We start from the raw sequence: 22237 nt of genomic DNA on the forward strand, positions 1-22237 counted from the left end.
GCGCGGCGGGCGAGGACCTCGAATGCGGGCAGGGTCTTGCCTTCAAGCACCTCCAGGAAAGCCCCGCCGCCGGTGGAGATGTAGCCCACCTCCTTCTCGATGCCGTACTTGGCGATCGCCGCCAGCGTGTCTCCGCCTCCTGCGATGCTGAACGCGCTGCTCTGCGCGATCGCCTGCGCGATCGCCTTCGTCCCGCCCTCGAACGCCGCGAACTCGAACACCCCCACCGGCCCGTTCCACACGATCGTGCCCGCCGCCTTGAGCTGCTCGGCCAGCCGCGCCGCCGTCTGCGGCCCGATGTCCAGGATCAGGTCGTCCGCCGCCACCTCGCTGGCCGCCTTCACCGTGGCCTCCGCGTCCGCCGCGAACGCCTTGGCCGTCACCACGTCCGTCGGTATCGGCACCTGCGCCCCGCGCGCGGCCATCGCATCGATCACCGCGCGCGCCTCGCTCACCAGCTCCGCCTCGGCCAGGCTCTTGCCGATCGGCAGGCCCTCGGCCAGCATGAAGGTGTTGGCAATGCCTCCGCCCACGATGAGCTGGTCCACGTTTTTCGCCAGGCTCTGCAGGATGGTCAGCTTGGTGCTGACCTTGCTGCCCGCCACGATCGCCACCAGCGGCCTCCTCGGATTCGCCAGCGCCTTGGCGATGGCGTCCATCTCGGCGGCCAGCAGCGGGCCGGCGCAGGCGATGGGCGCGGTCTCGGCGATGCCGTAGGTCGTGCCCTCGGCGCGGTGTGCCGTGCCGAAGGCATCGTGCACGAAGATGTCGCACAGCGCGCCCAGCTTCTTCGCCAGCTCCGGGCTGTTCTTCTTCTCGCCCACGTTGAGCCGGCAGTTCTCCAGCAGCACCACCTCGCCCGGGGCCACCGAGAAATCGCCCTCTATCCAGTTGGAGACCAGCCGCACCGGGCGGTCCATGAGCTCGCCCAAGCGCGCGGCCACCGGTGCGAGCGAGTCCTCGGGCTTGAACGCCCCTTCGCTGGGCCGCCCCAGGTGGCTGGTCACCATCACCGCCGCCCCCGCATCCAGCGCCAGGCGGATCGCCGGGATGCTCGCTCGGATGCGCGTGTCCTCGGTGATGCGCCCCGCTTCGTCCTGCGGCACGTTCAGGTCGGCCCGGATGAACACGCGTTGGCCTTTGACGCGGCCCTGGGCACAGAGGTCGGAGAAGCGAATGAAGGAGGAAGACATGGGATGCGGGGTTGGGATCGACAAGGAGGAAGCCCGCATTGTAGGAAACCCCTCGCTCAGCCGGTACGGCAGGGCTGCAGGGCGTCCAGCGCACGCTGGTGGGCCTTCGTCTGCACGTCCATCAGGCCCAGCACCGAGTGGAAGTAGTTGTCGTGCGAGATCGGCTCTGCGGCGCGCTGCCGCAGGCAGGCGGATGAGACGCCGCTGCGCTGCTGCAGGCCCGGCGAAAGCCAGGCGACCATGGGGACCCGGGTTTGCTGCTGCGGCGCCAGCGCATAGGGCACGCCGTGCAGGTAGAGCCCGTTCTCGCCAAGCGATTCGCCATGGTCGGAGACGTAAATCAGGCCAGTGTCGTACTGGCCGGCCTGGGCACGGGTCTTGAGCCACTGGAGCGAGAGGTCGAGGAAGTGGTCGGTGTAGGCGATGGTGTTGTCGTAGGCGTTGACCAGTTGGTCGGCCGGACACTCGGCCAGGTTGTTGCTGGCGCATTCGGGCTGGAAGGGCTTGCGATCGGCCGGCGTGCGCTTGAAGTAGGCCGGCCCGTGGCTGCCCATCTGGTGCATCACCAGCACCACGCCACGCGCACGGCGCGCCGGGTCGAGCGCGGCGATGCGCTCATCCAGCCCTTCCAGCATGGCCGGGTCGAAGCACTCGGAACCATCGCACAGTCCGGCCACCGGGGTGTCACCGGTGCTGGCGTGCGGCACGCGTTCGCACACGCCTTTGCAGCCCGCCTGGTTGTCGATCCAGAGCACGGCCAGGCCGGCACGTTGCAGCACGTCCAGCAGGTTCTCATGCCGCGCCGGCTTGTCCCCGCCTTCCGCACGCGACAGCGGCGAGAACATGCACGGTACCGAGACGAGGGTGTTGGTGCCGCAGGACTGCGCCTGGCTGAAGTTGGCCAGCCCCTCCTCGGCCTGCCAGCGCGCCAGGGCGGGTGTGTTGGCGCGCGCATAGCCATTGAGGCCGAAGTTCTGCGCACGCGCGGTCTCGCCCACCACCAGCAGCAACAGGGGTGGCCGCAGCTGGTGCTGGTAGCTGGCGCCCAGCTTCGCGTCCTCGCCAACCGGCAACAGCGGCTGCACCTGCTGCGGCAACCGATCGCTGGCGACGCGCACGCCCGCGTACACCGCGTTGAGCGGATTGACCATGTAGCGCAAGTCCCGGTGGTTGCGCATGAGCGAGGCCAGATCCTGGTAGCACAGCAGCGCCATGCCCACTGCCAGCGCCAGTCCGCCGAGCGCGCCCAGCAAGTTGCGCCCTGTCTGCGGCAACCAGTGGACGGCGTCAAAGGGGCGGCGCCAGATCCACCACAAAGGGGGGCCGGCCACCAGCAGGAGCGTCACCGGCAGGTGCCAGGACATCAGGTCGCGCACCTCGCGCACGTCGGTATGGACCACGTTGGCCAGCATGGTGGGGTCTATCACCACGCCGTACTGCCACATGAAATGGGTGTTGAAGGCCGTCACCACCACCAGCACGGTGGCACCCACCCGGAAGACGCGCGGCCAGGCCAGCAGGGAAAGCAGCGCCGCAATGCCTCCCACCAGAAGCAGGCCCAGCCCGACCATCAGCACCGGACGGGGCGCAGACCCGGCCAGAGTGCCCACGCGCTGCCACAGCGGCAGGTTGCCCACCGTCGCCAGCCACAGGGCCAGCAGCCAGACCGTGCGCGCGGGGCCCGACAACCACGGGCCGCGCACGGCAACGGCATCGGTGCGCCGGGAGGGTTGACGAAGCAGGAGTTGACCAGGCATGGCTGCGCGAGCAAGGCCGGCACATGCCGGCGCGCGCAGTGTGGGAAGCCCGGATTAAAGCCACCTTAAGGCGCCTACGGCCCAGGCGCGGGCCAGATCATGTTGAAACGGGTCGTCATGGGCGGCTCCCCGGTGTCGCGCTCCAGGCTGGCGCCCAGTTGCTCGGCGATGCGGGTCACCAGGCGCAACCCCAGACCCAGACCGTCCGACGGGCGCGCGGGCGCGGGGACACCAGCCCGCTGGCCATCGTCGCTGACCGAAATGCCTACGCCATCCGCCTGGCGCCACACCGCCACCACCACCTGGGTGCCAGCGGGCGTGTGACGCAGTGCGTTCTCGATCAGGTTGCGCAGAGCCAGCTCGAGCAGCAGAGGCTGGGCCCGCACGATCACCGCCTCCTTCGGCTGCTCCAGCGAAAGCTCGTGCCCGCTGCGGAAGCCGTCTGGCGCATGCAGGGCGACCTGGCGCTCGGCCAGTTCGCCCAGCGCCACGTCGGCCCAGGCCTGCTGGCCCGAGCCATCGGGCCCACCGCGCTGCGCACGCGCCAGGTCCAGCAACTGCGAAAGGATATGGCCTGCGCGCAGCGCGTTGTCTTCGACCTGGCTCAGGCGCGTGGAAGAGGGATCGCTCTGCGCAGCGCGCGCCTGCAGGGCGAGCGCCGCCAACGGCGTGCGCAGTTCGTGAGCCACGTCAGACGCGAATTCGCGTTCGCGCCGGGCACGCATCTGCAAGGAGTCGACCAGGGTGTTGATCGCCGAAACGGTGCTGGAGAACTCCCGGAAACGGTGTCCCTGGTCCAGCCGCTGGCCAGCCAGCACATCCAGACTGGCCACATCGCGGGACAGCCGGTTCAGGGGCCGCAGGCCGCGGCGCAGCGCCCACCACAGCAGCACCGCCACCAGCGGCAGCACCAGCAGCGCCGCGCGCGCCAGCTTGAACGACATGTCCCGCGCGAGGTTGATGCGGTGCCGCATGTCCATCAGCACGGCCACGCGCGCTGGGCCTTCGTCGGCCACGAAGACGCGCCAACGCACCTCGCCGGTGGGCGTGGTCTGCACGCGCTCGGAAAAGCCCAGCGACAGCGGGTAGCGATCCACGTCGAGCGCCTGCGCAAGCTGGTGGGTGTCGGTCACGAGCGCATCACCCTGCCAGCGGATGACGGCCACGTCCTGCACATAGGGGCGCGAACGCCGCTGCCCGATGGGTTCGGGCGCCACCGAGGTCGGCCCGGTAACCACGGGCAACCACAGGCGCGCCACCGCCTCCAGTTGGCCATCCGTCACCTCTTCGGCTTCGTGCTTGCCGGTGTACCAGGCAACCAGGAACAACGTGACCCACACGAGCAGCAAGACGCCGACCACCCAACCCCAGAGGTAGCGCCACAGTGTCGGCAAACGCGCAGAGGATGGATCCGCCGCTCCGGTCACGGGGGCGGCTCCTGTCTCGGCACGAAATAACCGACGCCTCGCACGGTCTTGATGAGCTGATCGCCCAGCTTGCGGCGCAGGTGGTGGATGTGGACCTCGATGGCGTTGCTTTCCAGCGCTTCGCCAAACCCATAGAGCGAGGACTCCAGGCGCGCCTTGGACAGCACCTGAGGCCGTGCCTGCAACAAGGTAAGCAGCAGGGCAAACTCCCGCCCGCCCAGGACCACCGGCTGCCCGGCGCGCAGCACGGTATGGGCGGCGGGATCGACCACCAGATCGCCATGTTCGATCACAGGACTGCTGCGTCCCCCTGCGCGGCGCAGCATGGCGCGCACGCGAGCCAGCAGCTCGCTGGCATCGAATGGTTTGATGATGTAGTCGTCCGCGCCACTGTCCAGGCCGCTGACGCGGTCGCTCACGCCATCTCGCGCGGTCATGATGAGCACCGGCATGTCACGCCTGGGCAGGCTCTGCCGCCCCGACACAGGCATGGGCTGGCGCCGCAACCGCCCCAGCAGATCCAGGCCATCGCCGTCGGGAAGGCCCAGGTCCAGGACCATGAAATCGAAAGGCTCGACCAGCAGCGCGGCCCAGCCGGCCGACAACGTGTCGCAGGCATCCACCGCATAGCCAGCCTCCCTCAGCGAAGCCTGCAGGCCGCTGGAGATGCCGGGGTCGTCTTCCACCACGAGTGCGCGCATGTCCGTTCGGGGTGTTCTTTCGAATGATCGGGTCAGAATGTCTCCGGCTCCATTATGGGCGGGTCTCTTAAGGAAGACTTAACCCGCTGGTCGCACAGTGCCGGCCTCATGCAGACCACATCCTTGCCCCCATCCGTACCATGGCGCGCCCGAGCCGGGTGGAGCGCCGCTTTCGCACTGCCCTTGGCGTGGGATATGAGCGGTCTGGACATGTCCGTGATGCGCCAGATTGGCAGCGCCAGCGGTTTTGCATTGCAGCATGACTGGCTGCTGGAGCGCATCCTTCACGAGGGCATGCGCCAGGCCGCCACGGTGGCCTTCGCCATCCTGTGGCTCTGGGCACTCTGGCCCAAGCGCTGGCGCAGCCGTGACGCGTTGCCGACCCGGGAACGGCTGACGGTGGCCGGCCTGGTGGTGCTGTCCCTGGTGGCCGTCAACCTGATCAAGAACGCCAGCCTCACCAGTTGTCCCTGGGACTGGCGAGCCTTTGGCGGCACGGCCGACCCGGTGGCACATTGGCGACTGGGTGTGCCCGACGGTGGCCCTGGACGCTGCTTTCCTGGTGGCCATGCCTCCAGCGGCTTCGCCTTCTTCGCCATATGCCTGCCGTGGCTCATGCCCCCACAAAGCGCTGGCCAACGGCGCCAGGCCATCGGCCTGCGCTGGCTGGCAGCGGTGCTTCTGGCCGGCTTCGTGGCCGGCGCCGTACAGACCCTGCGCGGCGCCCACCCACCCAGCCACACCCTCTGGACCCTGCTGATCTGCGCCGGAGTCTCGATCACAGGCTGGCGTGCCCTGCACACCTGATCAGCAGCGACCCGCGCAGCGGTGGAGCGTGGGGGCCACCGACCCCGCCGCAGGGCCGTTCCCAAGGCGGGGTCAGCCCCCTCGGGGGGCAGCGACCCGCGCAGCGGCGGAGCGTGGGGGCCTTCCCCTCACCACCCCAACCCCAGCCGCAACGGCAGGTACACCAGCATGCCGGTGACGATGGTGCCCAGCACACCGCGTTTCCAGAAGAACCAGGCCATGCCGGCCGCGGCGGCGAACAGCCGTGCGTCCTGCCAGGTCGGGACCAGCACGCCCTGGGTCGTGACGATCTCGGGAATGACCACCGCAGCGAGCGCCGCGATGGGCGCGTACTGAAGGCCGCGCTGCGCCCACTGCGGCAGTGTCCAGGGTTTGCTGGAGATGAAGAAAAAGCCGCGCGTGATGACGGTGATGCAGCCCAGAGCCACGATGGTGGCCAGGGTCATGGGGTCGATGTCAAGCATGGTGCCCCCCTTCCCCTGGACCGCCGGACCTCAGCTTGTCGATGGTCAGGCAGATGGCCACCGCGCTCGCAATGGCCACCAGGATGTTCAGCTTCAGAGGCAAGGCCCAGGCCGCGACCGCGGCCGCACCCGCCACGCCGGCCGACACGACGCGCAGCCGGGAGGTCGCCAAGGAACACAGCACGCCCAGCAGCGCCAGGATGCCGGCAAAGCCCAGGCCCCAGGACAATGGAATTACGTTGGCCAACGCGATGCCCAGCATGCTGGCGGATATCCACGCCACATAGTTCACCGCGCAATTGCCCATGAGGTAGGCCTGCTGCCGACCGAGTTCATCGGGTGTGCTGCCCACATGCGGATAGCGGCGCGAAAAGAAGACATAGCTCAGATCGCCGGTTACATAGCCGGAGACCAGTCGCTCCCAGCGCGGCAGGTGCATGAGGTAGGGCCGCAGGTGGGCGGAAAAGACCACGAAGCGCAGGTTGACACAGAACGCGGCCGCCAGGATCACCCACATGGGCGTGCCCGACACGATCATGGGAACCGCCGCAAGCTGCGCGCTGCCGGCATAGACGATGAGCGTCATGAGCACGGCTTCCGCGACCGACAGGCCGGACTGCACCATGGCCACGCCGGTCATCAGTGCCCAGGCCGCGATGCCCATGGCCACGTTGCCCTGGTCGCGCACGCCTTCCCAGAATTCGTCACGCACCCAGTGTTCGCGCAGGAAAAACATCAGCCGCCCTCCGCCTCTTGTGGTGGTGCATCGAACACCTGGCCCACCGCCAGACCAAAGCCCCGCAGAAAGTCCGCTGCCGCCAAGCGCTTGCCGCCCGCGCGCTGCAGTTCGGTCAACACCAGCACGCCTTGGCCGGTCTGCACGTGGATCCCGTCTTCGCCCAGAGCCAGCACCTCGCCGGGCTGGGCCATCGGGCCGTCGCCACCGGTGGGTGCCTGCACCTGTGCGGCCCACACCTTGATCGGCTCACCACCCAGCGCGGTGGACGCCCCAGGAAACGGATTGAAGGCACGCACCCGCCGGGCCAGCACGGGCGCCGCGGCCACCCAGTCCAGCGCAGCCTCGGCCTTCTGGATCTTGTGCGCATAGGTCACCCCGTCGGCTGGCTGAGCCTGCGCCTGGAGGCCACCACAGGCGGCCAGTTCGAGGGCCTCGACGATGAGGCGGGCACCCAGGTCGGCCAGGCGGTCGTGCAGGCTGCCCGTGGTGTCGTCGTCCTGGATGGACAGCGCTTCGTGAAGCAGCATGGCCCCGGTGTCCAGGCCCTCGTCCATCTGCATGATGGTCACGCCGGTCCGCGCATCGCCCGCCTCGATGGCCCGGTGAATGGGCGCGGCGCCGCGCCAGCGCGGCAACAGCGAGGCATGGATGTTCAGGCAACCCAGGCCGCGCCCCTGCTGCGTCATCAGCGTCAGCACCCACTGCGGCAGGATCAGGCCATAGGCCGCCACCACCATGGCGTCGGCCTTTGCGGCTTCGATGGCCTCGCGAGCACTGCGCGCATCGTCGGGGTAACGGCCGTCCAGTCGGAGGCTGCGCGGCTGGGCCAGCGTCAGGCCATGCGCCTGAGCAAGCTGCTTGACGGGTGAGGCTTGCAGCTTCATGCCCCGGCCTGCGGGGCGGTCGGGCTGTGTCAGCACCAGCGGCACCTCAAAGCCGGCGGCCAGCAACCGCTGCAGGGCGGCACGCGCGAATTCCGGCGTGCCGGCAAAAACCAGTTTCATGTGAACATTCAATGGAACCCGCCCGGACCCGCAAGCGGGGCGTGGCGGATCAGGAGCGGTCGGGCGGATCCTCGGGCGTGGGCTCGTCGGTGAACATCAGGCGCCGCACCACCCCTTCAGGATCGATGTGCACGTGCACCTGCCGGGGGGAATTCGCCTCCAGGAAACGGTAGGTCCAGACGTCGCCGCGAAAGCTGGCCACGCGTTCGATCAAGGCAGGCCGCCCGAGGTTGCGCAGCACGTCGTCGCGGGTCCAGCGATCGAGCGCGATGTTCTGCTGCAGCCAGTGGATGTCCATTACCTGCTCGACCCGGCGCAGGCGGCCACCCGCGTCGAGATCGAGGTTGTAGACCTGTTGCCCCGCCGGCTGGCGCGAGTACTGCAGGCGCAGGCCGTCGGTCAGCGGGTACACCGCGCTCGGCGCACCGAGGCGTTTTTCGATCTCCGCGCGGGGCGTACCCGGCTCGACGCGCTCCGGCATGCCCGCGCAGCCCGCGAGCAGCGCGGCGACGAGGCCGAGCCACAGCACGCGCAGCACACGGGACGGCAGCGTTCTCATGCGCGCTGCACCTCGCGCTGGGCCTTGACCAGCTTGGTCTTGATGCGCCCCTGCTTGAGCGGTGAAAGGTACTCCACGAAGACCTTGCCCAGCAGGTGGTCCATCTCGTGCTGCATGCACACCGCCAGCATGCCTTCGGCTTCGATCACCCGCTCGTGGCCATCGCCATCGAGCGCACGCACACGCACCGCGATCGAGCGCTCCACGCCGTCATAGATACCGGGCACGGAAAGGCAACCCTCTTCACCCTTGCGTTTCTCGGGGCTGGCCCATTCGATGACCGGGTTGATCAGGACCAACGGCTGATCGCGCGACTCGCTCACATCGATCACGATCACGCGTTCGTGCACGTCGACCTGCGTGGCCGCCAGGCCAATGCCATTGGCGTCGTACATCGTGGCGAACATGCTGGCAATCAGTTCACGGATGCGCGCGTCCACCGCCACCACTGGCCTTGCCACGGTGTGCAGGCGCGGATCGGGGTAGCGCAGGATAGGCAGGATGGGCGGCGGATTCATGGTCGAGATGCGACGGGGCGGGCCTTGGGCAAAAGGGGGTTCCGGGGTCGCCGGGCGACGGCTGGCGGCATGCCGGTGACAGGCGGAAGACGATGTCGCTATTTTCGCCAATTTTGCGACGGGGCGTGAAATGCCACCGCCATAAACATTGCCTAATCAATGGCTTGGGCGCAAAATCAAAAGCGACTTGTCAAGACACGAGCACCGTCGGCAAACGGCTGGCAGCCCCTCCAGGGCCCTGCCAGCGACTCCGGAGGTTGCCGCCCAGGGGCCCCAAATGCCATCGAACACCCGACCGTCCGCCGAATTCCGCGCCCCGAGCGCGCTGGCCTGCTGCACCGCGGTCGCCGCGCTGTTGCTGACCGGCGCTGCATCGGCCCAGAACTACCCCATCACGCCAGCCCAGCGGGCCACCGCCGATCAAGTGGCTCAGAGTGGCGTGCCACTGTCGGAGTTGGCACCCAATGCACCGGACAGCTACACCATCAAGCGCGGAGACACCCTCTGGGCCATTTCCGGCCTGTTCCTCAAGAGTCCGTGGCGCTGGCCCGAACTCTGGGGCATGAACCGCCAGGACATCCAGAATCCGCACCGCATCTACCCAGGTCAGGTGCTGTACCTGGACAAGTCGGGCGGTCGCGCCCGACTGACGACCCGCGCACCGGGCGAGGGAGACACCACCACCGTGCGCGTGAGCCCGCGCACCCGCTACGAGAGCCTGAGCGAGTCGGCCATCCCGCCGGTGTCGCTGCAGGCCATAGAAGCCTTCCTGAGCGAACCGATGATTGTGGACGAGGCCACATTCGCCCGCGCGCCGCGCATCGTCGCCACGCAGGAACACCGCGTGCTGCTCAGCCGTGGCGACCGCGCCTATGCGCGCGCGCTGTCGGGTGATGACATGCAAGGCGAACCGCTCACGGTGGCCGATGGCAAGTCGATCGACTACCGGGTGTTCCGCAACGCCGTTCCGCTGAAGGACCCGACCACCGGCGCCATCCTGGGCTACGAAGCCCAGTACGTGGGCAAGGCCCAGTTGGTGACCAGCGAAACGCGCCGCGACACCACCGACAGCAGCGGCAAGACCCAGAACGAACTGGTGCCCGCCGCGCTCGACGTGTTGCAGGCCAAGGAAGAAATGCGTGTGGGTGATCGCCTGCTGCCCGAGCCGGAGCGCGAGCTGTCGAACTACGTACCGCGCGCACCCGAGACCGCGCAGAGTGGCCAGATCGTCTCCGTCTATGGCAACGCCGTGCGCTACGCGGCGCAGAACCAGGTCGTGACCATCAACCGAGGCCGCGCCCATGGCATCGAGCGCGGGCATGTGCTGGCGCTTCAGCGCGAAAGCGACACACTGACCGACACCACCGACAGCGCCCGTCCGCAGATCCGGCTGCCCGGCGAGCGCAACGGTCTGATGATGGTCTTCCGCACCTTCGACAAGGTGTCCTACGCCATCGTGCTGCAGATCACCGACGGCGTGAAGGTCGGCGACCGTTTCGTCAACCCCTGAAACGGGCATGCTCAGGGAGGAGCTGGCCGCCTGGCTGAGGCTGCTGCTCACGCCAGGCGTGGGCAGCGAAACCGCGCGCAAGCTGCTGGCCGCCTGGGGTTTGCCCCAGGACATCTTCGATCAAGACGTGACCGCCTGGCAGACGGTGGTGGGACCCCACCTCGCGCGCGCGCTCGACACGCCCCCGGCCGACCTTGATGCCACGCTGGATCGCCTGCAGGCATGGCTGGCCGAACATACGCAACGCCATGTCTTGACGCTCGGCGACACGCTCTATCCGCCCGACCTGCTGGAAATGGCCGACCCGCCCTTGATGCTGTACGTGCAGGGCGACGTGCAGGCGCTGCACCACCCGCGGCGCCTGGCCATCGTGGGCAGCCGCAATCCGACACCCCAGGGGGAAGCCCACGCCCGGCAGTTCGCACAGGCCCTGGGTGAAGCGGGCCTCTGCGTGGTCTCCGGACTGGCACTGGGGATCGATGGCGCAGCGCACGAAGGCGCGCTGCTGGCTGGCGCCCCGACGGTCGCGGTGATAGGCACCGGGCTTGACCGCGTGTACCCCAAACGCCACCTGGATCTCGCCCACCGCATCGCCGAGCACGGGGCGATCGTGAGCGAATACCCCTTGGGTACACCGCCACTGGCCGCGAATTTTCCGCAGCGCAACCGCATCATCGCGGGCCTCTCACAAGGCACACTGGTGGTGGAGGCCGCGCTGAAGTCCGGCTCCCTGATCACGGCGCGTCTCGCCGCCGAACAAGGCCGTGAGGTCTTCGCCATCCCGGGCTCCATCCACTCACCGCAAGCGCGTGGCTGCCACGCGCTGATACGACAGGGTGCCAAACTGGTCGAATCGGCGCAGGACATCCTGGAGGATCTGCAGATCGCGCCTCCCCAGACACCCAGCCAAACCGTTGAGGCCAGCAGCGACAACGGTGACCCTCTACTCAACGCCATGGGCTACGACCCCGTCAGCCTCGACGCCTTGCAGGCTCGCACCGGCCTGGACACCCCACACCTGCAGGCCCGCCTGCTGGAACTGGAGCTGCAGGGCGACCTGAGTCGCCTGCCCGGAGGCCTGCTCCAACGCATGGGCAAGGCCTGACCATCCCAGAAGGCCGCCACCCCAAGGCCACCGAGCCAGCGAAGCGAGGCGCCCGACCCAAAGATGCCGAGGGTCCGGCTCCGCCGGCCCAAGGCATCGTCCCCCCTCCCAGCGCCGAAGGCGCGCAAGAGAGGGGGGAAGCCGCGCAGCGGCGCAGGGGGGAGCCCTCAGTTCAACAAACGTTCGGGATTGGCGTCGAGCTTGGCCAGCGCATCGCGGGTGGCCCGCACAGTCAGCGCTTCTTCCTCACTTGGCACCAGCAGGCCGGCCTGCAGATAGGCCGCCACACGGTTGGCCTGCACCAGGAAGCAGCGCCCGCCATTGGTGACGAAGAGGTAAAGCTGCCCCCGTTCGCTGCGCCAGGCGAGCTGCACGCTGTTGAGCTTGCCGTTGTGGTCCAGACCGAACCAGGAGCCGATCTGCAACTCGACGGCCCAGGCCCGCATGGCTTCGGTAGGCTGGCTGCCGCCCTGGTTGATCACTTCGATGTTGCCGGCGTCCACGCCGGTGATCATTTCGATGCTTTCGTTGTCCAGGTCCAGGTCGCCAACGCCGTTGGCGGGCAGGTAGTCCTCGAGATTGGCCAGGCGCTCGGACAGGTTGTCCAGGCTTTCCTGCGAGATCGCCTCGGTGCGCGACATGAAAGCGTCGGCCAGCGTGTCGCTGACCGACTTGATGTGCTGGTCTTGCAGGCCCGGTGGGAAACCCAGCAGCCCCATGCCCTGACGAAGGCGTTGCAGCAGACCCGGCAGTTGCTGAATCACGCGGGCGCGGTCATTGCGGTTGGGCTTGGCACTGGCGGCCCAGAGCAGGTCGGACGCCACCTGCTTGAGGGCGGCGGTCTCTTCGTGGCGGAGACCGTACTTCACGCTGGCCACGGCCAGCACGTCGACCCAGACCTTGAAGAGGAAATCACGCACCTCGTCGCGCACCGGCACCTCGTCGAGCAGCTTGCGCAACTCGATCGTGTACTGCACGGACAGCGTCTCCTTCTGTTCCACCTGCTGGGCCACGCTGACAAACCGGCTGGCCGTGCCCTGCTCGCTGAGGTAGGTGGAGAGAAATTTCTGGAACTCGTCGAGCACGAGCTGAAAGACGCGCCGGCCGGTTTCGGGGTATTGCTCAATGACCTGCACCACGCGCTTGATCTCGGCCTCGAGTGCTGCGGAGCTCACGTTGGACTCGAAGCCCATGACGCACGAGCCCATGCGGTCGATGAGCCGGCGGGCGGGGTGCTGCAGCGCGCTGAAGAACTCGGGCTCCGCCAGCGCCACGCGCAGCACCGGAATCTGCAGACGCGCGAACCACACGCGCACACTGGGCGGAATGCGCTCCTCGGCCAGAATGCTCTGGAACATGAGCGCCACCACCTCGATAGTCGCTTTCTCGGTCGGTGTACTGGCCGCCTGCTTGAGTTCGGCGGTGCGCTGGCGCAGCACATTCGCTGCGCGCTCGACGTGCGCCCCATCCACATAGACGGCGCCCGGACCTGAGCTGCCCGTGATGTAGAGCCCGGCGTTGCCGCTGGCCGCGGCAAAACTCGAGCGTTGCATGGCCTGCTGAAGGGCGGGCGAGGGTGGCATGACATGCGTGGCCTCAAAGTCTCCGCCCACGCGGTCGATGAGCATTCGCTTGAGACGCCCGACCACGCCCTGGGCACGCATGCGCGCTCTGGCCAACGGGGACGTCCCCGTCATCATGCGGGTTTCGTCCTGCACGCCCATGCCCGAAGAATGGGGCCCGCTGCGCCCGGAGCCAGGGAAACCGCTGGCCGAGTTCGGCGCCCCGGTGGAGGTGGCACCGGCAGCGCCTGGCTGGCCTGCCACCGGCCGCATGCCGGGGGGCAGATCCCGCCGCCCGGCCGCCGCAGGCGTGTCCGAGCGTGAACCCGGCACGCGCCGCACCAGGGCCTGCAGGTCGATCTCCTTCATCACCCCGCTGGACACCAGGAATTCGTTCGCGGCCTTGTAGGCTTCATGCAGCTTGGTGGCCAGAATGGGCGATACCGCGTCGTGCACCAGACCCCAGGCCTCGCGGGACATGTGGGCATCCAGCCATTGATCGACCAGGATGCGGGCAATCACGTCCGGCAACAGCACGTCGCCGCGCGGCAGTTCCTGACGACCCTCCAGGTGCTGCACCCGCAGGCGCAGTTCGTTGAGTTCGGTGGAGGAACGGTCCAGAACCTGCATGGCCAGGCGCGATGCCAGGATCTGGTCGTCGATCGCTCCCTCGGCCACGAGTTCCAACTGGCCGGAAACGCTGACCGGATTGCCGGAATTCGAGAAACGAGGCAGCAGGGTGCGCTGCAGGGACTTGCGGCTCTGGTTGAGCCAGGTGGTCTGGTTTTTCTGAAAAGCCGTCCAGGCATCGCGCCGGGCCTGGATCTCACGCGCGGGGCCGGCCTGATCGAGCACGGACGTCAGGCGGGTGTCACAGGCCTTGACGATTTCGGGAAGCGCGCGCCCCACGTGAACCACGAAGAGTTCACGCGCCTGTTTGGCCAGGGATGAGACGTGCTGATCGGGTGGGGACACAATGTGTTCAGTATGACACGAATGGCTTCATGGGCATCCGGTCCGCAGGCCCCCTCGAACCCCCATCGGCCCGGCGTTCGCGCTTAAACGACAGCGCCCGCGTTGGGATCACCCGGATCGCCGCCATCCTTGGTGCCGGAAGTCTTGATCAGGTCCTCGCGCTTGATGCCCAGCCACATGGCCACGGCGGCGCCCACGAACACGGACGAATAAATGCCGAAACAGATGCCGATGGTCAGCGCCAACGAGAAATAGAACAGGGTGGGGCCACCAAAAACGAGCATGGACAGCACCATGGCCTGCGTCGATCCGTGGGTGATGATGGTGCGGCTGATGGTGGATGTGATGGCATGGTCGATCACCTGAGGGGGCGTCATCTTGCGCTGGCGGCGGAAGGTCTCGCGGATCCGGTCAAAGATCACCACCGACTCGTTGACCGAATACCCGAGCACGGCCAGGGTGGCGGCCAGCACCGCAAGCGAGAACTCCCACTGGAAAAAGGCAAAGAAGCCCAGGATGATCACCACGTCGTGCAGGTTGGCGATGATGGCCGAGACCGCGTACTTCCACTCGAAGCGGAGGGCCAGGTAAATCATGATTCCCACGATGACCAAACCAAGCGCCTTCAGACCATTGCTGACCAGTTCCTGCCCCACCTGAGGGCCGACGAATTCCGAGCGGCGCAGTTCCACGGCAGGATTCTGGGCCTTGAGCGCTGCCAGCACAGCCTCGGCCTGCTGGCCGGAAGACTGCCCTTGCATCGCCGGCAGGCGCAGCAGCACGTCGCTGGAGGTGCCGAAGTTCTGGACCGGCACCTCGGTGTAGCCCAGCCCTTCGATCACCTTGCGCACGGCCTCGAGGTCGGCGGGCTGCTCATAGGCGACCTCCATGACGGTACCACCCGTGAACTCCACCGACAGGTGCAGTCCTTTGGTGACCAGGAAAAAGACGGCGGCAACAAAGGTGATGGCCGAGATCGCGTTGAGCACGATCGCGTGCTTCATGAACGGGATGTCGCGGCGGATGCGGAAGAATTCCATGGTAGGTGTCCTTGCTCAGTCGCCCTTGGCGCTGGTAGTGGCCTGGCCTTCAGGGCGCCAGACGGTGCCAATGGAGACGGTCTTGAGCTTCTTCTGCCGGCCGTACCAGAAGTTCACGACGCCGCGCGAGAAGAACACCGAAGAAAACATGCTGGTGACGATGCCCAGGCAATGCACCACCGCAAAACCCCGAACCGGCCCTGAGCCGAAAATCAACAACGCGACGCCGGCAATCAGCGAGGTGACGTTGGAGTCCAGAATGGTCGACCAGGCATGCTCGTACCCGGCGTTGATCGCTGTCTGGGGCGAAGCGCCCCGTCGTAGCTCCTCGCGCACGCGCTCGTTGATGAGCACATTGGAATCAATGGCCATGCCCAGCGCCAGTGCCATGGCCGCGATGCCCGGCAGAGTCAGGGTGGCCTGCAGCATCGAGAGCACCGAGACCAGCAACAGCACGTTGAAAGCCAAGGCCAGGCTGGAGAAAACGCCAAACACGGCGTAGTAGATGCACATGAAGACGACGATCGCCACGAAGCCCCACAGCACGCTTTTGAAGCCCTTGGAGATGTTCTCCGCACCCAGGCTGGGGCCAATGGTGCGTTCTTCGATGATTTCCATGGGCGCAGCCAGCGAGCCGGCACGCAGCAGCAGCGCCGTGTCGGTCGCCTCCACGGAGGTCATGGCACCGGAGATCTGCACGCGACCGCCACCGATCTCGCCACGGATCACGGGCGCGGTCACCACCTCGCCGCGGCCCTTCTCGAACAGGATGATGGCCATGCGCTTGCCCACGTTCTCGCGCGTGATGTCGCGGAAAATGCGCGAGCCCTTGGCGTCCAGGGTCAGGTGCACGGCGGCTTCATGCGTCTGGCTGTCAAAGCCGGCCTGGGCATCGGTGAGGTTCTCGCCGGTCAACAGCACCTCGCGCTTGACGATGACCGCCCGGCCGCCGCGCTCGAGGTAGCGTTCGGAACCGAACGGCACGGGGCCGGTGCCGCGTTCGGCCGCCAGGCCATCGGTGCTTTCATCCACCAGACGCAGCTCCAGCGTTGCGGTGCGGCCCAGGATGTCCTTGGCCTTGGCGGTGTCCTGCACACCGGGCAACTGCACCACGATGCGGTCTATGCCCTGTTGCTGGATCACTGGCTCGGCCACGCCCAGCTCGTTGATGCGGTTGTGCAGCGTGGTGATGTTCTGCTTGAGAGCCTGTTCCTGCACGCGGCGCGCTGCTTCCGGGCTGATGACGCCTTGCAGGCGGAAGTCCGGCGTGGCCGTGAAGACCAGTTCCGGGAACTGCGAGCGAACCAGATCCTGGATGGTGCCCTGCGTCTGGGCGTCACCTGCCCGCACCTCGATGTTCTGCCCACTGCGGCCAATGCCTCCATGGCGCACGCCTTTTTCGCGCAGCAGGGTGCGCAGGTCGGCCGCCAGCACGTCGACACGGCGCTGCAGGGCAGCCGTCATGTCCACCTGCAGCATGAAGTGCACACCGCCCCGCAGATCCAGGCCCAGGTACATGGGCGAGGCACCGAGCGAGGCCAGCCAGGCGGGCGTGCGCGGCAACAGATTGAGCGCGACCACATAGCTGGGTTCGGCCGCGTCAGGGTTGAGCGCCTTCTCCAGCGCGTCGCGCGCCTTGAGTTGGGTGTCCGTGTCGTCGAACCGTACCTTGACCGAGTTCAGGTCCAGTTGCACACGCGAGGTGTCGATGCCCTGAGCCACCAGCGCCCGCTCCACCTGCGTGACGGTGCCGCTGTCGATCCGGACCGTGGAACGCCCCGCCGAGACCTGTACGGCCGGCGATTCGCCAAACAGGTTGGGCAGCGCATAGATCGCGCTGACGATCAGGGCGACCAGGATGATCGCGTACTTCCACAGGGGGTAACGGTTCATGGCGAGGGCCGAATGGCGTGAAATGACGATCCAGTAACGCGGTGCATCCGGCTTTGCCGGGCCACTCGCGTTGCCCCTTGGGGGGTGACGCGCAAGGCGCGGCGCGGGAGTCTTACTTCATGGTGCCCTTGGGGAGCACTTGAACAACCGCAGAACGCTGCATCTGGACCTCCATGCCGTCCCCAAGTTCCACGCCGAGGTACACGTCACCAATCTTGGTCACCCGGCCGAGAAGCCCCCCGGCGGTCGCCACCTCGTCACCCTTGGCCAGGGCTTCGACCATGGCCTTGTGCTCTTTTTGGCGCTTGAGCTGGGGCCGGATCATGACGAAGTAGAGCACCACGAACATCAGGACCAGCGGCAGCAGGCCCATCAGGGTGGACTGGGTGTCGCCACCGGCGGCGGCTTGGGCGTAGGCAGAAGAAATGAACACAGGCGGTCTCCAGGAGATTCAGGGTCACGGGAATGCCGAAGGCCGGGGGCTCCCGAAGGGAGCCGCCGGGCAGCTTGGACTCAACCTGGCATTGTATGCGGCGGTGTTCAGGCGGCCCGAGCCATCGCCGAAGACTCCCCTGAGCGCCGCCAGCGTGCCAGCAGTGCCTCACGCTGGGTGCGCACCGCCGCCAGGTTGCGCTCCTTCACGTGGCCAAAGCCCTTGATCTGCTCGGGCAGGCGGGCGATATCCACCGCCAGAGCATGGTTGAAGGTATTGAGACCGCCGACGAGCTGTTCGATGTCGGCGCGGTACTGGGCGATCAGGGCACGCTCGGTCCGGCGCTCTTCGGTACGGCCGAAGACGTCCAGAGCGGTGCCACGCAGGCCCTTGAGGCGAGCCAGCAGGCGGAACACAGTGAACATGAATGGTCCATAGGGCTGCTTGACCAGTTCGCCGCGCGCGTTCTTCTTCGCCGTGAGCGGTGGCGCCAGATGCACCTTGAGCTTGAAGTCACCTTCGAACTGGCTGGCCAGGCGGGCGTGGAACGCCGGGTCGCTGTGCAGACGCGCAACCTCGTACTCGTCCTTGTAGGCCATGAGTTTGAAGAGGTTGCGCGCCACCGCCTCACTCAGCACCGTCTTGCCCATCGCCGCTTCGATGGTCTGCACCCGCGTGACAAAGCGTTCGTACGCGTCGGCGTAAGCGGCATTCTGGTAACCGGTCAGGAACGCCACTCGACGTGCCACGAGGTCGTCCACCGATTCGCGCTTCCTGAACTGGATCACCTGCTCGCCGCCGCGACTCCAGAGCGCCTCCACGGCCTTGAGGTCGTGCGCGGCACGGCGGCCCCACTCGAAAGCGGCCTTGTTCTTCTCGACCTGCACCGCGTTCAGCTCCATGGCACGCATGAGGGCGTCCTGGCCCAGCGGAATCCAGCCACGCTGCCACGCATAACCCAGCATCATGGGATTGGTGTAGAGGCTGTCGCCCATCAACCGGGTGGCAGCGGTCTCGGCGTCGAAGACACCCACGGCCTCATGGCCCAGGTTGCCGACCAGCGCGTCCACGCAGGCCTGGGCAGGGTTCTGCCAGTCGGGGTTGCGCACGAATGCCGCGGTCGGCGTCGCGTTGGCGTTGAGCGCCACGTGGGTGCGGCCCGCGCGCAGGCGTTGCCAGGTCTCCTTGTGCGCGCTGACGATGGGGTCACAGCCCAGGATCAGGTCCGCCGAGGCCGCCGACACCCGCGTGGTGCGGATATCTTCCTGCCGCGCACCGATGATGACGTGGCTCCAGGTGGCCCCGCCTTTCTGCGCCAGACCCGCCGCGTCCTGGGTCACGATGCCCTTGCCTTCCAAGTGGGCGGCCACGCCCAGCAACTGGCCGATGGTAATGACCCCGGTGCCGCCGACGCCAGCAACGATCACGCCCCAGGGCTCGGCGGCCAGTGTCGGCAGCGTCGGCAGGGGCAGGGCGCCGCCGGTCCACTCGGCCTTGGCGCCCTCTTTCCTGCCCTGCTTGCGCAGTTGTCCGCCCTCCACGGTGACAAAGCTCGGACAGAAGCCTTTGACGCAGGAGAAGTCCTTGTTGCAGGTGCTCTGGTTGATGGTGCGCTTGCGGCCAAATTCGGTCTCCAGCGGCTCCACCGACAGGCAATTCGACTGCACGCCGCAGTCTCCGCAGCCCTCGCAGACCAGTTCGTTGATGACCACGCGCTTGTCCGGCTCGGCCATGGTGCCGCGCTTGCGACGACGACGCTTCTCCGTGGCGCAGGTCTGGTCGTAGATGATGACGGTCGTACCCTTGATTTCGCGGAACTCGCGCTGCACGGCGTCCAGGGTGTCGCGGTGCAGAATGGCGATGCCCTCCGGAAGGCCGTTCACGCCGTCGTACTTCTCCGGTTCATCGGTGACGATGGTGATCTTCACCGCACCTTCGGCACGCATGCTCTGCGCGATCTGCACCACGCTGTGCCCTTCGGGGCGCTCACCCACCTGCTGTCCTCCAGTCATGGCCACGGCGTCGTTGTAGAGGATCTTGTAGGTGATGTTCACACCCGCAGCGATGCTCTGACGGATCGCCAGCAGTCCACTGTGGAAATAGGTGCCGTCGCCCAGGTTGGCGAACATGTGCTGGTCGGTGCTGAAGGGCTGCTGGCCCATCCAGGGCACGCCCTCGCCGCCCATCTGGGTAAAGCCGACGGTGGCGCGGTCCATCCAGATGGTCATGAAATGGCAGCCAATGCCGGCCATGGCCCGCGAACCTTCGGGCACCACGGTGCTGGTGTTGTGCGGACAGCCGGAACAGAACCAGGGCTGGCGCTCTGCGCCGGCCACGCCCTGCGTGAGCAGCGTCTGCAGGGACTGTTCCTGCGCGTTCAGGATGGCGAGTTGCGCATCGATGCGCGCCATCACGTCCTCGGGTACGTGACCCATCTTCTTGAGCCGCTTGGCGATGGCCCGCGCGATGATGGCCGGCGACAGATCGGCGTTGGCGCGCAGCAGCGTGCGCGCACTCGGGTTGGGCATGGACCACTCGCCGCCGCTGAAATCACCCTCGGCCTCCTCGAACTTGCCCAGCACGTTGGGGCGCACGTCAGGGCGCCAGTTGTAGAGCTCTTCCTTGAGCTGGTACTCGATCACCTGGCGCTTTTCCTCGACCACGAGGATCTCGCGCAAACCGGTGGCGAACTCGCGCGTGATCTGCGCCTCCAGCGGCCAGACCACGGCCACCTTGTGCAGGCGCAATCCGATGCGGCGGCAGGTCTCATCGTCGAGACCCAGATCCAGCAGGGCCTGCCGGGTGTCGTTGTACGCCTTGCCGCTGGCGATCACGCCAAAGCGGTCGTTCGGACCCGCGATGACGTTGTGGTTGAGGCGGTTGGCGCGGATGTAGGCCAGGGCGGCGTACCACTTGTGGTCGTACAGGCGCGCCTCCTGGTCCAGTGCGTGGTCCGGCCAGCGGATGTGCACGCCGCCCGGCGGCATCTCGAAGTCCGGGATCACGATGTTCACATGCTCAGGGTCGATCAAGGTGGTCGCACTGGACTCGACGATCTCCTGGATGGTCTTCATGCCGGCCCAGACGCCGCTGAAGCGGCTCATGGCAAATGCGTGCAGCCCCAGATCGAGAATTTCCTGCACCGTGGCGGGGAAGAACACCGGCAGGCCGCATGCCTTGAAGATGTGATCGCTCTGGTGAGCGGCGGTGGAACTCTTGGCAACGTGGTCGTCGCCGGCCACGGCGATCACGCCACCCAGAGGGCTGGTGCCGGCCATGTTGGCGTGCTTGAACACGTCCGAACAGCGGTCCACGCCAGGGCCCTTCCCGTACCAGATCCCGAACACGCCGTCGAAGCGATTGGTGCCCGGGGGCGCAAAGCCCAGTTGCTGCGTGCCCCAGAGTGCGGTCGCCGCCAGTTCCTCGTTCACGCCCGGCTGGAACACGATGTTCTGCGCCTTGAGGTAGGGCGCGGCCTTCTGCAGGGCCTGGTCGTAGCCGCCGAGCGGAGAGCCCCGGTAGCCGCTGATGAAGCCCGCCGTGTTGCGGCCCTGCAGCGCATCGCGCTGACGCTGCAGCATGGGCAGCTTGACCAGGGCCTGCACCCCGCTCATGAAGGCACGCCCATGCTCGAGGGCGTATTTGTCATCCAGCGTGACGGTTTCCAGCGCGCGGCGGATGTGTTCGGGCAGCGGGGCATTCATGGTTCATGTCTCCGGTTTGGGACGGATCGCTTCGTGGGCGCGTCGTGTTCACAAAAAGGGCGTGCGCGCGGGTAGGTGCACACGCCCAGTGTGGCGCACAGTGTATGCCCGGGACGTTGACAGGTGTTTGCTTTTGATGCGCATTTTCCCCATCACAAAGAATAATTCTTTCTAAAATCTCTGGATTATGGAAACACTTGATAAGTTTGACATCGCCATCCTGCAAGAACTGCAAAACGACGGCCGTCTGACCAATGCGGAACTGGCCCAGCGCGTGGGCCTGTCGGCCGCGCCATGCTGGCGTCGGGTGAGGGCGCTGGAAGAAGCGGGCTACATCCGCGGCTACCGCGCCGAGATCGACCGCGAAAAGATCGGCCTGGGTGTGCTGGCCTTCGTGCGGCTCGACGCTGACCGCAACAGCGGCGACGTGGCGCGCAGCCTGGAAAACGCCATCCGCCGTATTCCGGAAGTCGTGGCCTGCCACTACATCAGTGGCTCGGGCACTTTCGAGCTGCAGGTGGTCAGCCGCGACCTCAACCATTTCAGCCAGTTCGCGCGCGAGGTGCTGCTCAACCTCCCGCACGTCAAGGACCTGCACACCAGCTTTTCACTGGGCGAGGTGAAGGCAGGAAGTGCACTTCCGTTGTCCCACCTGTTAAGCGGAAGTTCGAACACGGCAAAAGGTGGCCGAACTTGAGAGGTTTTTGCATCCGCCTGTCCGTGATTTTTAACCGTTGATTAACAAAGTGGCCGTAAGTTGTTGAAATGTGTGCGATTTTTCCGACCCCTAAACTTGCTGGGAAACAGGCCTTTTCGTAACATCACGGCGTCATTCACCGGTGGGCC

The 22237-nt window shown here is 66.8% G+C and carries 18 protein-coding genes; 4 read left to right on the top strand and 14 right to left on the bottom strand.

Features of this window, described 5'->3' with window-relative positions; genetic code table 11:
* The 4 genes from KIT53_RS14405 to KIT53_RS14420 form a co-directional block, all read right to left on the bottom strand.
* A partial coding sequence (locus tag KIT53_RS14405) for a phosphoglycerate kinase (RefSeq protein WP_297753646.1) occupies positions 1-1193 on the bottom strand: 1193 nt, incomplete at its 3' end.
* 56 nt (positions 1194-1249) lie between these two features.
* Positions 1250-2950 carry a phosphoethanolamine--lipid A transferase gene (locus KIT53_RS14410; protein ID WP_297753649.1) on the bottom strand — a complete coding sequence of 567 codons (1701 nt, stop codon included), beginning with the start codon at positions 2948-2950 and terminating at the stop codon, positions 1250-1252.
* A gap of 74 nt (positions 2951-3024) precedes the next feature.
* Entirely contained in the window at positions 3025-4344 is a 1320-nt protein-coding gene (locus tag KIT53_RS14415; protein WP_297753653.1) for a HAMP domain-containing sensor histidine kinase, read from the bottom strand.
* 29 nt (positions 4345-4373) lie between these two features.
* The gene (locus KIT53_RS14420) at positions 4374-5078 is read right to left on the bottom strand and encodes a response regulator (protein ID WP_297753656.1); all 705 of its coding nucleotides are present in this window, start codon (positions 5076-5078) and stop codon (positions 4374-4376) included.
* A gap of 195 nt (positions 5079-5273) precedes the next feature.
* Between KIT53_RS14420 and KIT53_RS14425 the strand changes: the two genes are divergently transcribed.
* Positions 5274-5885 (top strand): phosphatase PAP2 family protein, encoded by a 612-nt coding sequence (locus KIT53_RS14425; protein WP_297753658.1) that lies wholly within the window; start codon positions 5274-5276, stop codon positions 5883-5885.
* A 128-nt stretch (positions 5886-6013) separates the two neighbouring features.
* Here the strand turns inward: KIT53_RS14425 and KIT53_RS14430 are convergent, their stop codons facing one another.
* From KIT53_RS14430 to def, 5 genes are read right to left on the bottom strand one after another with little or no spacing between them, the layout of a single operon-like run.
* On the bottom strand, positions 6014-6349 hold the full coding sequence (locus tag KIT53_RS14430) for an AzlD domain-containing protein (RefSeq protein ID WP_297753660.1): 336 nt from the start codon (positions 6347-6349) through the stop codon (positions 6014-6016).
* Positions 6342-7085 carry an AzlC family ABC transporter permease gene (locus tag KIT53_RS14435; RefSeq protein WP_297753662.1) on the bottom strand — a complete coding sequence of 248 codons (744 nt, stop codon included), beginning with the start codon at positions 7083-7085 and terminating at the stop codon, positions 6342-6344. The genes KIT53_RS14430 and KIT53_RS14435 overlap by 8 nt, the downstream gene beginning before the upstream one ends.
* Positions 7085-8092, bottom strand: coding sequence for a methionyl-tRNA formyltransferase (gene fmt, locus KIT53_RS14440; protein ID WP_297753664.1), 1008 nt, complete (start codon positions 8090-8092; stop codon positions 7085-7087). Before fmt ends, KIT53_RS14435 begins: the two co-directional genes overlap by 1 nt.
* Before the next feature lie 49 nt (positions 8093-8141).
* Positions 8142-8651, bottom strand: coding sequence for a hypothetical protein (locus KIT53_RS14445; protein WP_297753666.1), 510 nt, complete (start codon positions 8649-8651; stop codon positions 8142-8144).
* Positions 8648-9169 (bottom strand): peptide deformylase, encoded by a 522-nt coding sequence (gene def, locus KIT53_RS14450; protein ID WP_297753671.1) that lies wholly within the window; start codon positions 9167-9169, stop codon positions 8648-8650. The genes KIT53_RS14445 and def overlap by 4 nt, the downstream gene beginning before the upstream one ends.
* Before the next feature lie 277 nt (positions 9170-9446).
* Here def and KIT53_RS14455 point away from each other — a divergent pair, with 277 nt between their 5' ends.
* Both KIT53_RS14455 and dprA read left to right on the top strand, forming a co-directional pair.
* A complete protein-coding gene (locus KIT53_RS14455) occupies positions 9447-10679 on the top strand; it encodes a LysM peptidoglycan-binding domain-containing protein (protein ID WP_297753674.1) in 1233 nt (410 codons plus the stop codon).
* 7 nt (positions 10680-10686) lie between these two features.
* Entirely contained in the window at positions 10687-11784 is a 1098-nt protein-coding gene (gene dprA, locus KIT53_RS14460; protein WP_297753677.1) for a DNA-processing protein DprA, read from the top strand.
* 167 nt (positions 11785-11951) lie between these two features.
* On the opposite strand, the gene KIT53_RS14465 is transcribed toward dprA, so the two are convergent.
* The 5 genes from KIT53_RS14465 to KIT53_RS14485 form a co-directional block, all read right to left on the bottom strand.
* A complete protein-coding gene (locus KIT53_RS14465; RefSeq protein WP_297753680.1) occupies positions 11952-14321 on the bottom strand; it encodes a DUF1631 family protein in 2370 nt (789 codons plus the stop codon).
* An 83-nt stretch (positions 14322-14404) separates the two neighbouring features.
* Positions 14405-15361, bottom strand: coding sequence for a protein translocase subunit SecF (gene secF / locus KIT53_RS14470; RefSeq protein WP_297753683.1), 957 nt, complete (start codon positions 15359-15361; stop codon positions 14405-14407).
* Positions 15362-15376: 15 nt separating this feature from the next.
* Positions 15377-17254, bottom strand: coding sequence for a protein translocase subunit SecD (gene secD, locus KIT53_RS14475; RefSeq protein WP_297753686.1), 1878 nt, complete (start codon positions 17252-17254; stop codon positions 15377-15379).
* Between the two features lie 112 nt (positions 17255-17366).
* Entirely contained in the window at positions 17367-17687 is a 321-nt protein-coding gene (yajC, locus tag KIT53_RS14480) for a preprotein translocase subunit YajC (protein ID WP_297753689.1), read from the bottom strand.
* A 107-nt stretch (positions 17688-17794) separates the two neighbouring features.
* Positions 17795-21391, bottom strand: a complete 3597-nt coding sequence (locus tag KIT53_RS14485; protein ID WP_297753692.1) for an indolepyruvate ferredoxin oxidoreductase family protein — start codon at positions 21389-21391, stop codon at positions 17795-17797.
* Between the two features lie 187 nt (positions 21392-21578).
* Here KIT53_RS14485 and KIT53_RS14490 point away from each other — a divergent pair, with 187 nt between their 5' ends.
* Positions 21579-22088, top strand: coding sequence for an Lrp/AsnC family transcriptional regulator (locus KIT53_RS14490; RefSeq protein WP_297753695.1), 510 nt, complete (start codon positions 21579-21581; stop codon positions 22086-22088).
* Positions 22089-22237: the final 149 nt, after the last annotated feature.

This window comes from Hydrogenophaga sp. (genome assembly GCF_026125785.1).
In the GTDB taxonomy this organism is placed as follows: Bacteria; Pseudomonadota; Gammaproteobacteria; order Burkholderiales; family Burkholderiaceae_C; genus Hydrogenophaga.

What these genes read in the sequence shown, in the direction of transcription:
- KIT53_RS14455 (WP_297753674.1), top strand. Translation starts at nt 9,447, where the DNA reads ATGCCATCGAACACCCGACCGTCCGCCGAATTCCGCGCCCCGAGCGCG.
- def (WP_297753671.1), bottom strand. Translation starts at nt 9,169, where the DNA reads ATGAATCCGCCGCCCATCCTGCCTATCCTGCGCTACCCCGATCCGCGC.
- KIT53_RS14435 (WP_297753662.1), bottom strand. Translation starts at nt 7,085, where the DNA reads ATGTTTTTCCTGCGCGAACACTGGGTGCGTGACGAATTCTGGGAAGGC.
- KIT53_RS14430 (WP_297753660.1), bottom strand. Translation starts at nt 6,349, where the DNA reads ATGCTTGACATCGACCCCATGACCCTGGCCACCATCGTGGCTCTGGGC.
- KIT53_RS14420 (WP_297753656.1), bottom strand. Translation starts at nt 5,078, where the DNA reads ATGCGCGCACTCGTGGTGGAAGACGACCCCGGCATCTCCAGCGGCCTG.
- KIT53_RS14490 (WP_297753695.1), top strand. Translation starts at nt 21,579, where the DNA reads ATGGAAACACTTGATAAGTTTGACATCGCCATCCTGCAAGAACTGCAA.
- KIT53_RS14485 (WP_297753692.1), bottom strand. Translation starts at nt 21,391, where the DNA reads ATGAATGCCCCGCTGCCCGAACACATCCGCCGCGCGCTGGAAACCGTC.
- secF (WP_297753683.1), bottom strand. Translation starts at nt 15,361, where the DNA reads ATGGAATTCTTCCGCATCCGCCGCGACATCCCGTTCATGAAGCACGCG.
- dprA (WP_297753677.1), top strand. Translation starts at nt 10,687, where the DNA reads ATGCTCAGGGAGGAGCTGGCCGCCTGGCTGAGGCTGCTGCTCACGCCA.
- KIT53_RS14410 (WP_297753649.1), bottom strand. Translation starts at nt 2,950, where the DNA reads ATGCCTGGTCAACTCCTGCTTCGTCAACCCTCCCGGCGCACCGATGCC.
- KIT53_RS14425 (WP_297753658.1), top strand. Translation starts at nt 5,274, where the DNA reads ATGAGCGGTCTGGACATGTCCGTGATGCGCCAGATTGGCAGCGCCAGC.
- KIT53_RS14445 (WP_297753666.1), bottom strand. Translation starts at nt 8,651, where the DNA reads ATGAGAACGCTGCCGTCCCGTGTGCTGCGCGTGCTGTGGCTCGGCCTC.
- secD (WP_297753686.1), bottom strand. Translation starts at nt 17,254, where the DNA reads ATGAACCGTTACCCCCTGTGGAAGTACGCGATCATCCTGGTCGCCCTG.
- fmt (WP_297753664.1), bottom strand. Translation starts at nt 8,092, where the DNA reads ATGAAACTGGTTTTTGCCGGCACGCCGGAATTCGCGCGTGCCGCCCTG.